We start from the raw sequence: 14,532 nt of genomic DNA on the forward strand, positions 1-14,532 counted from the left end.
TCACCCCTTTTGTTCGGCTTGTCGTTTGGCTTGTAATTCGGCTTGATATTTTTGACGACGGCGGGAATGCAAATCTTCGCCGGTCAAATCATCATGTTCAACCTTACACGATGTAACCCCCGCTGGTCGCGCAACGGACTTTGTCCGAATACCCGTTTCATCACGGGATTCTGTCCGGCGCAAGATACGCCGTTCGGTCACATGATGGCGAAGGCCGATGGTTGATGTCTGGGCGAAACACGCATCCATTACCTGATCTGCCAAATCCGTTTGCGCTAATAAACGGAGCGAAACCACCGGGCGGTTTTTCTTACCCTGCCCGGCAAACTGCACCAGATCAATCACCCCGTCACAGTCGCGCAAGATTTCGGACGCCGTGGCAATTTCCTCGCCGGTCATATCGTCAATTTCAAATTCAATTACTGTGACATGATCCTGATCGCAGGTCATATCGCGTGCCGCCGATGCTGCATCAAATTGCAATGCGCGCAAAATGTTTGGCAATTCCTTGATGGTGCGGGTTCCCGCCCCGACACCACTCGCCAGCAACTTTTTTGAACCTGCCGACGGCGTAGCGTTGCCTTCTGGATCAATCAGATATTTCAGGATGGCGGCACCGGTCGGGGTCACACGTTCGCCCGAAACGCCATCATCACGCCATGTAAATCCGGCCAGAAGTTCTGCTGTGGCCGGGGCAGGCACAGGCAATAACCCATGCTGTGTTTTGACAAGCCCGCCGCCGCGCGGCAGGTCCGATACGCTCCAGCGTGTATCGGGCAAGGCAGCAATGATGCTGCCTGCGATTACGACATCCAAAACTGAATCCCAGTCGGCAATTTCGTGGAAATGAACATCACTGATATCAACCGCGTGCGTTTTCGCCTCGGCCTCGGCCAGAAGGGTCAGAATGGCACAGGCAACCGTAATCGTGCCCGGTGCCAGATCAGATGACCGGATATAGCCAACAATATCGGTGTAGGCCCCTGATCCTATGCGGTGTTCATGTTCATGTCCGTGATCATGCCCATGATCCGATTTGCCATGTGCGTCATAATCCGGGTTAAAGACCAGATTGAACGTTCGGGCATGCATGCCGTTTTTGCGGATTGTCGCAATTTCGACACTGCCGATATCGGCGGGAAGAATGCGGTGTATGTCCTGATCGATGCTAGGGCGCAGGTGCGGGATCAAATCAAGCATTGCGGCAATAAACATATCGCCGGCAATCCCGCCAACAGCATCAAGATGAATATGGTTCATTCATTGTTGCCCGACACCGGAATGACATAGGGGCCTTCGGGGATAATGGCCACGTCAAAATCACCGCTTTGCGCGATGCTCTGCGCAATTGCCTGATCAAGGTCATCCACGACCTCGACACAGGTGATACGTTTTTCTTCCGCACTCAACCCCTTGGTATAAAGCTGCACCTTGCCAACCCGCATCGGTTTAAGCTGCATTTCGGTTTGCCATTCGTCGATATCGGCAAGTGTCTTGGCCTTAAGCGTTGCCAAAAACCGCTCCGACCCAAGATCGGCAAGGCGTGCCTGTGCATCGCGGAATTCTTCGGAGCCAAACCCTTCGGAACATTCTGATGCAATGATCAAGGTCCCGCCGGGTTTCAGGATATCCATCGGGGTGACCATACCCTTGACCGTCTGATAATAGGTTTTATCAAGCGGATAACCGGCAGACGACGTAACCACGGTGCTGTATTTACGCCCAACATCAACGCGGGTTGCTTCTGAAATATAACTCACAGCGGCAAGGTGGCTGGCGATGATTTCGCCAAAGGTCACATGAACAAGGTCACGGTCTTCATCAAGCACGGTGTTTAACGCATATGTCTCGCCAAGCATGCGAACGATTTCAAGCTGCTCTTCATGCAGCGGATTACCTGCCAGATTGCATTGAACCGCAAGCGGATCTTCCATGAAGCGCGCGGAATGGAATGTGCGGATGGTTTCATGTCCGGCAACACCCGGGGCAACAACTTTGCGCCCACCTGACCACCCGGCCATGAAATGTGGTTCAACCAGCCCTGTTGCAATCCGAAGATCGGCCTCGACCAGACGTTTGTTGAGCTTGACCGGAACACCGCGGGTTGGCGTGACGCCAAGATCAATCAGATCGTCTTCGTTGCGCGCATAGTGGTTTTCAACCCGGACATTTTCCAAAACCCACGGATCACCGACAAGTTCTTCAAGCTCTTCGTCCAGATTTGGCCGGTGCAGACCGGTCGCAACCAAAACACTGATCTCGCTTTGCGCGATGCCTGCTGCAACCATCGTCTCGATCATCGGGCGCAGGAACAGCTTATTGGGAACCGGGCGGGTAATATCGCAAATCAGGATACAGGCACTTTTGCGATTTTTCGCCAGCTCCGAAAGCGGCGCGGCATCAACCGGATTTTCAAGGGCGTTTCGAATGGCGACATGATTGTCAGGAAGCTTTGCAAGCTCGGCCTTACGAATGACGGTCGCGCGCGCAGTGTCGGGCAGTTTTACCGAAATAAATCCACGGCCATAGGCAAGTTCGGGTTGGGAATGGGGCATCGGTAAAACCTTATTCAATCAGAAGCGCACAAACTTCATTATGGTGGTCCGAAGACGACCAGCATACACCAATTTCATCTGGTGGAAAAAGATCGCGGCACCCTCTGTTTGGGTCTTTGCTCAAACTTGAAATTATAGCGATTGCTGTTTGAACTTAAGCTAGTGCGATTGGCAGTGCTACGCAATTGGATACAAGTGCCAGCCCTTTCCTGATGGCGGTTGCGATTGGTGCATCTTGTGCCTTCCTCTCCCGATCGGGCATCAGAACAACACCCTGATCCTTGGTCCCGACGGGTTCCGCTTTAGCAATTACTGGAAGCTTGGACTGCCGATTGAAATCATCGTGGTCGCCGTTCGGGGTGCCGATGTTGCGTTGGGTTTGGCCGTTGTGAGGTGGAACTCCTTGCGGGTAGGTGTTCGGGCCTCAAAAAAATCAAATTCCAGAAATGATTTCGTATCGGTTATCCTCGGCTTTGTAAGGATAAGGAGACCGAACTTGCTCACATCAAATTGAGTCTAGTGATCAAAATTTCTTCGCTGTTTGAAGAACCACTGACTGGATCTTTGGCATTGTACTAGCCATGTAAACTGGCATTTTCTCGACTATTGAAATACCTTCAGGCGATCCATAAAAATCTGCAAGGGCATTCAATTCATTAGTTGTAAAATGCTCAGTCATTGAAGTAACGATTAAGCCCTCAAGCATCTGTATATCTAATGCGTCTGACATAAATTGGATGAACTCCTGCCGCTTGTTTTCAGGAACATTCAGCGCGATCTGAGCCACCGTTTGATTCATCATTTTTGGCAAATCGAAGACTTTTGCATACCGCTCAGCAGCTTCTAATCTTGCTTCTGACATATCCTGCGCAAACGCAGTGTTGGATAAAACTACCATAGCCAGAAAAGCTAAGATCAGAACAGGCCCCTTTAGACCTGAACAACAAGCGCTTTCTCTCAGAATTTTCATACTGTCCTCCATAGATTTGATCCCGCTCAGTTCGACAAAATGCTATCGTCTTATAGTAGCATATCAACCATCATCCATTTCCTTATAGTAGAGTGTCAATAGACCATCAAAACAACACCCTAATCGTCGGCCCGGCGGCTTCCGCTTCGGCGACTATTGGCACCTAGGCCTTCCCACCGAGATCATCGTGGTCGCAATTGGGTATCCTATGTTGCTGTGGTTTTTCCCACTTTAATGGTGGGTCTCAATAAACAACTTTACAGTGTTGGGTCATCATGAGTGCGTTGCGCCATATAAAGATCAGGTGTCATCATATGCAGGAAATTCGCATGTGAACCTTCGGTCAGGCTCACAATTGCACCGCTATCGGTCAATCGCACAACAGAACGGCGATATCCGTTTGGCGATTGTCCATCTTTCAGGGTTTCAAGGTTGTTTGCCCCAGTTATTCCGGCGAGTACTGCCATTGCATCATCTCGGAACTGACCAATGCGGCAATAACGCCCATCCTCTGCCACCACAAGATCCCCGTAGCCGGGCAAGGAATACCAACGCGTTTTTACCACTGTTGGGCCGCGCATGACATGATCACGCAATGCGGGTTTAATATCGTCGGTATAGAACGGCAAAACCTTTTTCACCGCCGCGGCCATTGCGGGACCATCACCGATATGGGCGACACAGACCTGTTCGAACGCATAGTACAAAAGGTTCTGACCACGATATTGCGTGGTCTGACAGCTTGTTAGAACCAAGATGCCGACACTAACGCCAATAGTTTTCCACATTAGCAACATGTGCATTGCCGATCCCTGAAACAAAAAAGGCGGCCCAATGGACCGCCTTTCACATTACGTTCCAGTGACTTAGTTGTCAAAACCAAGGTTCGGCACCGTAACGCCATTCGCACGGCAGGCTGAAATCAGGGTATTGTTGAGCAAACACGCAATGGTCATCGGGCCGACACCGCCAGGAACCGGGGTAATCGCACCGGCAACTTTTGATGCGGTTGCAAATTCGACATCACCGACCAGTTTCATTTTGCCGTTTTCGCCTTCGATGCGGTTAATCCCGACATCAATCACGGTCGCACCCGGCGCGATCCACTCACCCTTGATCATGTTCGGGCGACCAACAGCGGCAATCACGATATCGGCACGGCGGACTTCTTCTGGAAGATCGCGGGTGCGCGAATGGGCGATGGTGACGGTGCAGCTTTCTTTCAGCAATAGCTGCGCCATTGGTTTTCCGACAATGTTGGAACGCCCAACAACCACCGCACGTTTGCCCGACAGATCCCCAAGGGTGTCTTTAAGCAACATCAGGCAGCCATAGGGCGTGCAGGGTGCGAACCCTTCGCCGCCGGTTGCCAGGGCACCGGCATTGACCACGTGGAAACCATCAACATCCTTGGCCGGATCGATTGCACCCAAAATCGCCTGATCATCAATATGATCGGGGACCGGCAACTGGCACAGGATGCCATGAACGTTCGGATCGGCATTCAGTTTGGCGATCAATGCCAGAAGTTCATCCTGCGGGGTATCCGGGGAGAGTTTATGTTCATAGGAATTCATCCCGCATTCAAGGGTCTGCTTGCCCTTGTTGCGGACATAAACCTGACTGGCGGGGTCTTCCCCCACCAAAATCACGGCCAGACCGGGGGTAACGCCGTGATCGGCTTTCAGCTTGGTTACTTCGGCTGTAATGTCTTCGCGCAATTTGGCTGCGAATGCCTTGCCGTCGATGATTTTTGCGTCACTCATGTGTCTGTCCGCCTGTCAGTTCGGTGATTTTCGACATCAACTCTGTGGGGCTGCCGGTAATAACCAGCGATTTGTTGCGGTCTGTCTTTCCGGCAGCGATCCCGAACGAGGATTTAGGCCATTTAACCGCTTTTGCCAAAAGTTTTATCAAGACCTGATTGGCTTTGCCGTTTTCCGGCACCGCAGCAACCGATACCTAAAGGCGCAAACGCCCGCTGGCATCTTTCATCAGACTATTGATCGCATCACGCGAAGCTTTTGGCGTTAAACGCACAAACAGACAATCCCGGTTTGGTCAGAGAGTATCTCGCAAACAGGATCAGACATTGTCTGAATGAGACATTTAATACCCTAAAAGAGCCATCCGGACATCGGTCTGGATCAGCATATTGCCAAATTGCAGAACCAGAATCAGAATGATTGGCGAGATATCGATACCGCCAAGGTCCGGCATGATCCGCCGGATCGGGCGCAAGGCCGGCTCTGTCAGGCGGTATAAGGTATCCCCCAGCATATAAACGAACCGGTTGCTGGTATTGATCACGTTGAACGCCACAAGCCATGACAGGATTGCAGATGCAATCAGCATGAAAATGTAGATACCAACCACAGTGTCAATAAGCCAAAAAATCGCCAGCATTGCCGCTCCTTACGATCGCCGGGTCGAAAACCGATATGCGCCCGGTAAGATGTTTACACGCTGCAAAACCTAGTCGGCAATGACCGGTAACGCAAGCGCAGAGCGTTGTTTTTCCCACTTTCCGGGCCAAGTTTTCATCGCTTTGTGATCCCTGTCACCCAGACGACGAACAATATGGGCCCCTCCCCAACCCAAAACTGTCAGGAGATGTCTGGCAATCGCCTATTACAGCTTGCAGGCAATCAGGCTTCGCGCCAGAAATACGGGATTGTAATCACGGAGCATTCAGCATGAACATTTCCGATCACCCACGGTGCAAATGGGCCATGACCCACGCTGACAAACCGTTTTATGTCGATTATCACGACACGGAATGGGGTGTTCCGGTGCATGATGACCGGCTTTTCTTTGAAATGCTGATCCTTGAAGGCGCGCAGGCCGGGTTAAGCTGGCTGACCATTCTGGCCCGGCGCGACACATACCGTGCAGCGTTCGATAATTTCGATGTGCATAAAGTTGCGGCCTATGACGATGCCAAACAACAGACGCTTCTGGCTGACCCCGGGATTATTCGAAATAAGTTAAAAATCGCCGCGACTGTTCAAAATGCCAAAACATTCATTGCCATCCAGAACGCGTTCGGAAGCTTTGATGCCTATATCTGGCAGTTCGTCGAAAACAAGCCGGTTATCAATCACTGGAAAACCATGGGCGATGTCCCGGTTTCGACCGAGCTGAGCGACCGCATTTCCAAAGATTTGAAAAAACGCGGCATGAAGTTTGTCGGCACCACCATCATCTATTCATTCTTACAAGCCACCGGCCTTGTGATGGACCATACAGTTGAATGTTACCGCTACCATGATCTGGTGAAATAGCCATCTGTTCGGATCGACCAAGGCCTGCTATAGGCTTGGTATGACTTTGGTAATGCACATCATCAATGAACTTGATGCCGGGGGTGCGGAACGCGTTCTGACCCGGATTGCGTGCCATAATGCCCAAAGCACAGATCCCGATGCACCGCGTCAGATCGTTGTTTCATTGATGGGTGAAGGCGTCTTTGGCGCTGACCTTCGCAAGGCAGGGGTTGAACTTTTTTGTCTTGGTATGTCATCGGGGGTTCGTGACCTGCCCGGTGCAATTTTCAAGCTTGCCGGTCTTATGCGCCGTCATAAACCTGATGCCATCATGTCATGGCTGTATCATTCCGATTTTATCGCCACCTTGGCGGCAACCGTTTCAGGACGTGGGACCAAGCGTTTGGCATGGAACATTCGCTGTGCGGAAATGGATCTGTCGCTTTATGGCCGATCGACACGAATTGTCTTAAACCTTCTGGCAAAACTTTCGTCTCGCCCCGCGGTTGTTGCAGCGAATTCCCATGCGGGACAACGCCATCACATCACATGCGGGTATCATCCGAAAAAATGGGCTTATTTGCCCAACGGGTTTGATACCAATGAATGGCGCCCTGATCCGGCTGCAAAAAAGCGCCTTTGCAAGGAACTTGGCCTTACCCCGACCACATCGCTGATCGGTATGGTCGCACGCAAGGACCCGGCAAAGGATCATGCGACCTTGTTTGATGCTGTCGAACTTCTACGTGCCAACGGCCAGGATGTGCATCTGGTTTTGATCGGACAGGATACAGAAACACTGACATTCTCCGACGCGCTTAAGGGCCATATTTCCGCCCTAGGCCTGCGCCGTGATGTTGCCCAACTTGTCCCGGCCCTTGATGTTGCAGTTTTGTCATCAAGCTTTGGCGAAGGCTTTCCCAATGTCATTGGAGAGGCCATGGCATGTGGTGTACCGGCAGTTGGCAATGATGTTGGTGATGTGGCCGAAATTCTGGGTGGAACCGGCAAGACCGTCCCGCTTCACGCGCCGAATGACATGGCAAGCGCGATTGAAGAACTTCTTGGCGAGGACCCCGATAGCAAAACGTTCCGTAAGGCAGCATCACGCAAACGGATCGTTGATCATTATAGCCTTACAGCCATGAATGACCGATATCTTGCCCTGTGGGATGGCTTGGCGGGCAAGCGGGACTTACCCGAATTTGATTTCGCTGATTAATCAGACTTGCTGGAACCACGGAGCAGTAGTTTGGTTGTCAGGGTGATGGTTTTCCCACCGTCATCCGATAGCGCCATTTCAGCGGCCAGTCGGCCTTTTTCAACGGAATCCTGATACATCGTCGTCAAGGGTGGGTCGGTGCGTTCGCCTGCCACAATCCCGTCAATGCCAATGACCTTAAGATCATCCGGGACCTTGCGCCCGACGGTCCGCGCGGCATCAATCGCGCCAATCGCAATCACATCGGACATGGCAAGAATGCCGTCAATTTCAGGATGGCTTTCCAGCATCTCCGCCGTCATTTTGGCACTGTGTTCAGACTGGTTATCGCATTCGATATGGATCACATCATCGGCTGTGATCCCGGCCTTACCCAATGCGTCGTGATAGCCCGCCAATCGTTCGCGGACGACACGGTGGCTGGCAGCACCAACGCGGTTGGCATTCATCGGGCCGAAGTGATCATGCTCGGTTGCCTGCAACAACAGGATGGCAAACCGTTTCGCCCCACAATCAAGCAGATGCTGTGCCGCCCCCTTTGCCGCAGCATGATCATCTAGAACCACGGTTCCGGCGGCACCGGCAATATCGGTATCAATGCTGATCAAGGGCTGATTGCGGCGCTGAATGGCGGCAATGATGTCATTGTTATCCGAATAGCAATGAACCAGAAACGCATCGACCGCGGCATTATTGACCGCGGCAATCGCCTGTTGCTGATTTTCAGCCGATATGATCATGACATTGACGCCGCGATGGGCGCATTCCCGCCCGATCCCGCGCAGCAATTCAATCGCCACCGGATCACTAAAGGCATATTCAAGATTATCGGGGAAAACCACGCCAAGTGCCCCGGCCTTGCCGGTGCGCAACATGCGGGCCATGACATGCGGGCCGCGATAGCCAAGGTCCTTGGCGGCGGCAAAAATGCGTTCACGGACTTCCGGGCGCACCAGATCCGGTTTGCCAAAGGCATTCGACGCTGTTCCTTGCGAAACCCCGGCGGCCTTGGCGACATCCAGAAGTTTTACGCGTTTTGCCATGCGTCCCGTTCTCCGATCCCGTGTCTTCACGATGCTATTGGTTTGAATTAGCTACACTATAGCCAGAAGCCCGCCGTCTCTACCAGAAGAGATCCCTATCGGGATTCCGATTGCGTTTTGCGGAATGTCAGATTGATGCGGGGGCCCACCTGTCTTGCGGTTTTGGGCAATTGATGAAGCCAGAAATGCTGTGTTGCGCCCGACATGATCAGGGCCGAATTATGGGGTAAATCAATGCTGATCCGATCACCGGTTTTCTTGTGACGCAAATGAAACCGGCGTTCTTCACCAAAAGACAAACTGGCAATGATCGGATTTTCACCCAGCACATCTTCGTCATCGGCATGCCAGGAAACGCTGTCGCGGCCATCGCGATACTGATTCAAAAGAACCGTGTTAAACGATACCCCTGCCCCGGAAAGTTCTTCGGCCAAACTGCGTAAAGGCGCTATGATTGATGGAAACGGCGCTGCTGGGTGATACACACCGCTATAGCGATAGGCGACCTCGCCATACCATGCGGTCAGGCGCGGAACGGCAATTTCTTTGCCATGAATTCTGGCAATTTCCTGCTGCCAGACAATACCACTTTTAAGGCGGGCAAAGGTCCGGTCCGCATCATCAGGCGCCATGATGTCACGCAACAACAAGACGTCGCCGTCAAATGGCAAAAGATTGCGTGGTGGTTCATTGGCAAACAGATCGCCGGTCATGATTTTCCCCGGAAGTCATTCTGCCAAAGACCTAGGCCGAACGAAGGCGAAACTCAAGCCACAGTTCGCTGATATATTCGTTTTTGCAAGTTGTTGGGATGTTACGTCGCCAAGAAGCTAGCCGTTGATCAGTGTCACACCTTCTTGCGCGGCATAGCGTTCAACGTCTTCAACGCTTAATCCCGCAGCACTGTAAAGATTGATGGTTTCAAGTTCGAGATCGGTTTCGGCATCGGCAAGTGCCTGTAACGATCCGGTCAGGCTGCGCTGAGAATCCAAAACGTCGAGAAAGTCCGACAGACCTTGCACAAACCGTACCCGCGATTGATCAAATGCGTCCCGGTGATATTGCACCGATGCAATCAAAGAATCACGTTGCTGCACCGCCCCGACATAGCCGTAAATCGCACTTTCAACTTCCTCAATCGCGTTCAACAATGTCTGGCGATAGATCAAAAAGGCCTGCTCGGCTTCTTCTTCGGCAACCGTGATATTGGCCCGGCGTTCGCCACCATCGTAAAGGGTGGCATCAATCACTGCACCGATTGCCGCCATCGCGGTCCGAATGATGGGCCCGGTGCCATAGCCCGTCGCCCCCAAGGCCAAAGACCCGTTAATGGTCAATTCCGGGTACAGTGTTGCCGTTTCCACCCCGATTTGCGATGTCGCAGAGATCAGGGAAAGCTCAGCTGCCCGCACATCTGGTCGGCGGCGCAAAAGGTCGGCGGGGACGCCAATCGGCGGGCTGCTTTGGAATTCCGGCAAGGGTGATGTATCAAGCAAGGCATCACGATGTCTGCCCGGCTGCGCGCCGACCAGGATCGAAATTGCATTGATGGATCGATCAATACTGGTCTGCAGGGTTGGTACGGTCGCTTCAAGGTCGGCGACTTCGGCACGGGCACGGGACAGATCAAGTTCCGATCCAAGCCCGGTTTGCAAACGCACCTGAACGATGTTGCTGGTCTGACGTTGCAGATCAAGCGAGTCTTGTAAAAGTCCGAGACGTTTTTGCGCGCCACGCAGCTCAATATAGTTGGTGATGATATCGGCAATCATGGTGCGATAGACATCTTCGCGCAGATAAACCTGTTGCAAATAGTCTGCTTCAGCGACTTCTTCTTCGCGTGCCTGACCACCCCAGATATCCGCCGTCCATGACAGATCAATTCCCGCGCCAAATCCAATGTCATCAACACGGTTGCCACTGGCACGGCTTGATGTCGTGCGATCAGCCGATCCATCAACGCTGGCATCAATTGTCGGACCATTGGCCCCGGCCACCCCGCGCGCGGTTGCGGCGGCGGCGCGAATACGGCTGATAGCGATCTTAAGGTCGATATTATTGGCAACACCTTCGTCGATCAGGCTTTGCAAAACAGGATCTGTCGTGCTTTCCCACCAACGCCCCTGTTCTGCCTGACGTGCGGCAATCACCGGAATTTCCGGGGAATAGGCCCCGACCAGATCAAAGTTCGGTGCGGTATAATCCGGACCAACCGACTGACACCCTGCCAACCCGACCAGCATCGCAATGCCAGAAACTGCGAAAAGACGATTGTTCTTCATGTTATTTCGCACTTCCTTCGATTCCGCTGGGTGCTGCACCATGCGTCACGTCATCTGGAATTTCACCGGTATCGGGAATGTCTTCTGCGGCACGCAGCTGGGTTTGCAATTTCAAACCGCCATCCGCACGGGCCGACACCAATGGTGCCAACAACAAATAAAGCACCGGGGTCAGGAACAAGGTAAAGACCGTGGCAAAGCCAAGCCCGCCAAACACGACCCAGCCAATCGCCGCACGGGCTTCTGCCCCGGCACCCGATCCCAACACCAATGGCAAGCCACCCAAGACGGTTGAAATCATCGTCATCATGATTGGCCGTAAACGCACCATTGCCGCATCGTGAACCGCTTCGCGGACGGATTTACCTGCATCGCGCAACTGATCCGCAAATTCGACAACCAGAATACCGTTCTTGGCCATAAGCCCGACCAACATCACAAGCCCGATCTGGCTATAGATATTGATCGATGTGCCGCTTAGGCTGAGCGCGTAAATTGCTGCGGCCAAACCAAATGGCACGGTCAGGACAACCACCAAAGCAGACATGAAGCTTTCAAATTGTGCGGCAAGAACAAGCAGCACAACAAGAACTGCAATCAAGAACGTGATTTGCACATCGTGCGATGCTTCGCCAAGGGCCGCAGCATCGCCCAGGAACAAAATTCCAATACCGGGTTGCAGGACTTTATCGGCAACTTCATTCACATCACTGACCGCGTCATCAAGCGTATAACCCGGTGCAAGATTGGCCGAAACTGTCACCGCACGTTGCTGGCCTTCGCGTTCAAGTTCGGATGCGACGGCTTCTTCACTTAGCGTTATGACCGAGGACAATGGCAGGATGCGGCCATTGGTCCCACTGACAAACAGGTTTTCAAGATCGGATGGATCATTGATGCTGCCAACCGAACTGCGCAATTTGACCGGAATGTTCTGATCATCAACATTGATGTCGGTGACTTCATATCCCTCGATCATTGCGCGTAACGTCGTATCAAGTTCGTCAATCTCAATGCCAAGATCAAAGGCGCGTTTGCGGTCAATATTGACCAGAAGCTGTGGCTGGGTTGTCTGATAGGACACCCGCACACCGGTCAGATTGGGATAGTTGGCTTCAATTTCCTGCTGCATGGCGCGCGCATTGCCCGCCAGCGTGCGGTAATTCGTCCCGGTCAGGGCAAATTGCAAACCTTCACCCGTGCCGCCGCGCAACCCCAGACTGTTGGGCTGCCAGACAACCGCCTGAACCCCCGGAAGATCGTTCAGTTTTCCCCGAACACTGTTGGTGATATCTTGCTGACTGCGGATACGTTCATCCCATGGCACCAAAGGTGCAATCACCAGCGCACGGTTGGGGTCCCACAGACCGACGATGGTGTAGATGTTATAAGCATCACCGGCCTCGACAATCGGGCGCAGAATGTTTTCAACCGCCTCGACCTGACGGTCCATATAATCAATGCCAACCCCATCAGGACCGCGCAGCGATACCAGAATACGCCCACGATCTTCTTCGGGCAGCAGTTCCTTGGTCACAGTGTTATAGGCACCAAACGCCAACCCACCCGCGACAACGCAAATCATCAAAGTGATGACGGGGCTGCGTAAAACCCATTCCAGGATATGGCGATAAATTCCGGCAAAGAAAATCCCGACGCGTTCCAGCATATTCGGTTCAACATCGGTATCGCCATCATGCGGATCGATATGTTTCAAACGCGATGCCAGCATCGGACACAATGACAGGGCGACAAACGAAGATACCGCCACTGAAAAAGCCAACACAAAACCGAATTCACGGAACAACCGTCCTGCCGTGCTTGGCAGGAATGAAATCGGCACAAACACCGAAATCAATGTCAGTGTGGTTGCAATAACGGCAAAGAAAACCTGCCGGGTACCCAGCACGGCGGCCGCCATAGAACCAAGACCCTGATGACGACGACGCTGGATATTTTCCAGAACGACAATCGCGTCATCAACAATCATCCCGGTTGCCAGAACAAGGGCAAGCAAGGTCAGAATATTGATCGAAAAGCCCATCGCCCAGATTGCCGCCACTGTCCCGATCAAGGCAATCGGAATGGTAACGGTCGGGATCAATGTCGCGGTAAAGGATCGCAGGAACAGATACAGCACGGCAATAACAATAATAATCGCCAAGGCAAGGCTGAAGATCACTTCCCAAAGCGCGCCTTCAATGAACACCGCATCATCGGAATTCACGAATACGTTGATGTCATCATACTGACTGTTCAGCCGTTCAACGGCATCGCGCACACCGTTGGAAATCGCAATCGTATTTGATTGCGCCTGACGGACAACACCAAGCCCAATCACAGCACGTCCATCAAGGCGCACATAGGATGACGCATCATCGGGGCCGTAATAGATATCAGCCACATCCCCGAGACGAATGGCACCACGGACAAGCATCTGATTTAGCTTGTCGACTTCCCAAACGGATGCATCAGCACGGACAAACAATTTCTGATCGGTTGATTCAAAGCTGCCAGCCGGAATATCAAACTGTGCCGTTTCCAAAACATCGGCAATGTCTTGAACCGACAGCCCGTAACTGGCAATCCGCAGCGGATCAATCCGCACATGCAGGACTTTTTCACGGTCCCCGTTTACCGTGATTTCGGCAACACCGGGCACAGCCAACAGGGCCGGGCTAATCTGATCTTCAACAATATTGGCCAGTTCTTCTTCGGTCAGGCGGTTGCTGACAACGGCCATGCGCATGATCGCGCTGGCGTCGGCATCGGCCTTGATCACGCGGACATCTTCAACCCCATCGGGGAGGCTGCGCGAAGCACGGCTGACTGCTTCGCGAATGTCGCTGGCAGCATCGTTGATTTCAATATCGGGATAAAATTCGATGCGAACACGGGCATTGCCCTCTTCGCTTTGGGAATTGATGTCTTTGACACCGCTGACCCGTGAAGCAGCACTTTCCAGAACCGAGGTGACTTCGGCATCGACCGTTTCCGGCGAAGCACCGTTATAATTGGCGGTGATGGTGACGGTTGGACGGTCCACATTGGGCAGTTCGCGAATTTCGACACCCAACATCGCCGCAAGACCGGCAAGAATGATCAAAAGAGCAACCACACACACAAGAACCGGTCGCCGGATACTTAGCGACGCAAGATCATTGTGGTCCTGATTACCGGGATTGTCCGTCATG

The 14,532-nt window shown here is 52.6% G+C and carries 13 protein-coding genes; 2 read left to right on the forward strand and 11 right to left on the reverse strand.

The features are described from left to right. The 7 genes from larC to RIC05_RS13270 form a co-directional block, all read right to left on the reverse strand. Entirely contained in the window at window positions 1-1,260 is a 1,260-nt protein-coding gene (gene larC / locus RIC05_RS13240) for a nickel pincer cofactor biosynthesis protein LarC (protein WP_350048256.1), read from the reverse strand. Then, window positions 1,257-2,555, reverse strand: a complete 1,299-nt coding sequence (locus RIC05_RS13245; protein WP_350048254.1) for a nickel-dependent lactate racemase family protein — start codon at window positions 2,553-2,555, stop codon at window positions 1,257-1,259. Before RIC05_RS13245 ends, larC begins: the two co-directional genes overlap by 4 nt. A gap of 523 nt (window positions 2,556-3,078) precedes the next feature. Next, the gene (locus RIC05_RS13250) at window positions 3,079-3,525 is read right to left on the reverse strand and encodes a DUF2059 domain-containing protein (protein ID WP_350048252.1); all 447 of its coding nucleotides are present in this window, start codon (window positions 3,523-3,525) and stop codon (window positions 3,079-3,081) included. A 257-nt stretch (window positions 3,526-3,782) separates the two neighbouring features. Then, window positions 3,783-4,328 (reverse strand): hypothetical protein, encoded by a 546-nt coding sequence (locus RIC05_RS13255; protein WP_350048250.1) that lies wholly within the window; start codon window positions 4,326-4,328, stop codon window positions 3,783-3,785. Window positions 4,329-4,391: 63 nt separating this feature from the next. Beyond that, window positions 4,392-5,291 carry a bifunctional methylenetetrahydrofolate dehydrogenase/methenyltetrahydrofolate cyclohydrolase FolD gene (folD, locus tag RIC05_RS13260; protein ID WP_350048248.1) on the reverse strand — a complete coding sequence of 300 codons (900 nt, stop codon included), beginning with the start codon at window positions 5,289-5,291 and terminating at the stop codon, window positions 4,392-4,394. Beyond that, window positions 5,284-5,472, reverse strand: coding sequence for a DUF167 family protein (locus RIC05_RS13265; protein WP_350048246.1), 189 nt, complete (start codon window positions 5,470-5,472; stop codon window positions 5,284-5,286). Before RIC05_RS13265 ends, folD begins: the two co-directional genes overlap by 8 nt. Before the next feature lie 162 nt (window positions 5,473-5,634). Then, a complete protein-coding gene (locus RIC05_RS13270) occupies window positions 5,635-5,931 on the reverse strand; it encodes a YggT family protein (protein WP_350048245.1) in 297 nt (98 codons plus the stop codon). Between the two features lie 290 nt (window positions 5,932-6,221). Here RIC05_RS13270 and RIC05_RS13275 point away from each other — a divergent pair, with 290 nt between their 5' ends. Continuing rightward, the gene (locus RIC05_RS13275; protein ID WP_350048243.1) at window positions 6,222-6,809 is read left to right on the forward strand and encodes a DNA-3-methyladenine glycosylase I; all 588 of its coding nucleotides are present in this window, start codon (window positions 6,222-6,224) and stop codon (window positions 6,807-6,809) included. 52 nt (window positions 6,810-6,861) lie between these two features. Beyond that, window positions 6,862-8,013, forward strand: coding sequence for a glycosyltransferase (locus RIC05_RS13280; protein WP_350048241.1), 1,152 nt, complete (start codon window positions 6,862-6,864; stop codon window positions 8,011-8,013). Here the strand turns inward: RIC05_RS13280 and RIC05_RS13285 are convergent. The 4 genes from RIC05_RS13285 to RIC05_RS13300 all read right to left on the reverse strand — a co-directional run bounded on the left by RIC05_RS13285 (window position 8,010) and on the right by RIC05_RS13300 (window position 14,531). Then, window positions 8,010-9,056: a LacI family DNA-binding transcriptional regulator gene (locus tag RIC05_RS13285; protein WP_350048239.1), complete on the reverse strand. Its 1,047-nt coding sequence runs from the start codon at window positions 9,054-9,056 to the stop codon at window positions 8,010-8,012. The genes RIC05_RS13280 and RIC05_RS13285 overlap by 4 nt on opposite strands. A gap of 95 nt (window positions 9,057-9,151) precedes the next feature. Next, window positions 9,152-9,769, reverse strand: a complete 618-nt coding sequence (locus tag RIC05_RS13290) for an alpha-ketoglutarate-dependent dioxygenase AlkB family protein (protein WP_350048237.1) — start codon at window positions 9,767-9,769, stop codon at window positions 9,152-9,154. A 117-nt stretch (window positions 9,770-9,886) separates the two neighbouring features. After that, window positions 9,887-11,338 (reverse strand): efflux transporter outer membrane subunit, encoded by a 1,452-nt coding sequence (locus RIC05_RS13295; protein ID WP_350048235.1) that lies wholly within the window; start codon window positions 11,336-11,338, stop codon window positions 9,887-9,889. Between the two features lies 1 nt (window position 11,339). After that, on the reverse strand, window positions 11,340-14,531 hold the full coding sequence (locus RIC05_RS13300) for an efflux RND transporter permease subunit (protein ID WP_350048233.1): 3,192 nt from the start codon (window positions 14,529-14,531) through the stop codon (window positions 11,340-11,342). Window position 14,532 lies beyond the last annotated feature (1 nt).

The sequence above is a fragment of the Thalassospira sp. genome (genome assembly GCF_040218635.1).
Lineage (GTDB): Bacteria > Pseudomonadota > Alphaproteobacteria > Rhodospirillales > Thalassospiraceae > Thalassospira.

Bases quoted from the DNA above. Each gene is read 5' to 3' on its own strand.
- RIC05_RS13280 (WP_350048241.1), top strand. From the start codon at position 6,862: ATGCACATCATCAATGAACTTGATGCCGGGGGTGCGGAACGCGTTCTG.
- RIC05_RS13295 (WP_350048235.1), bottom strand. From the start codon at position 11,338: ATGAAGAACAATCGTCTTTTCGCAGTTTCTGGCATTGCGATGCTGGTC.
- RIC05_RS13250 (WP_350048252.1), bottom strand. From the start codon at position 3,525: ATGAAAATTCTGAGAGAAAGCGCTTGTTGTTCAGGTCTAAAGGGGCCT.
- RIC05_RS13290 (WP_350048237.1), bottom strand. From the start codon at position 9,769: ATGACCGGCGATCTGTTTGCCAATGAACCACCACGCAATCTTTTGCCA.
- folD (WP_350048248.1), bottom strand. From the start codon at position 5,291: ATGAGTGACGCAAAAATCATCGACGGCAAGGCATTCGCAGCCAAATTG.
- RIC05_RS13285 (WP_350048239.1), bottom strand. From the start codon at position 9,056: ATGGCAAAACGCGTAAAACTTCTGGATGTCGCCAAGGCCGCCGGGGTT.
- RIC05_RS13300 (WP_350048233.1), bottom strand. From the start codon at position 14,531: ATGACGGACAATCCCGGTAATCAGGACCACAATGATCTTGCGTCGCTA.
- RIC05_RS13245 (WP_350048254.1), bottom strand. From the start codon at position 2,555: ATGCCCCATTCCCAACCCGAACTTGCCTATGGCCGTGGATTTATTTCG.
- RIC05_RS13255 (WP_350048250.1), bottom strand. From the start codon at position 4,328: ATGCACATGTTGCTAATGTGGAAAACTATTGGCGTTAGTGTCGGCATC.
- RIC05_RS13275 (WP_350048243.1), top strand. From the start codon at position 6,222: ATGAACATTTCCGATCACCCACGGTGCAAATGGGCCATGACCCACGCT.
- larC (WP_350048256.1), bottom strand. From the start codon at position 1,260: ATGAACCATATTCATCTTGATGCTGTTGGCGGGATTGCCGGCGATATG.
- RIC05_RS13270 (WP_350048245.1), bottom strand. From the start codon at position 5,931: ATGCTGGCGATTTTTTGGCTTATTGACACTGTGGTTGGTATCTACATT.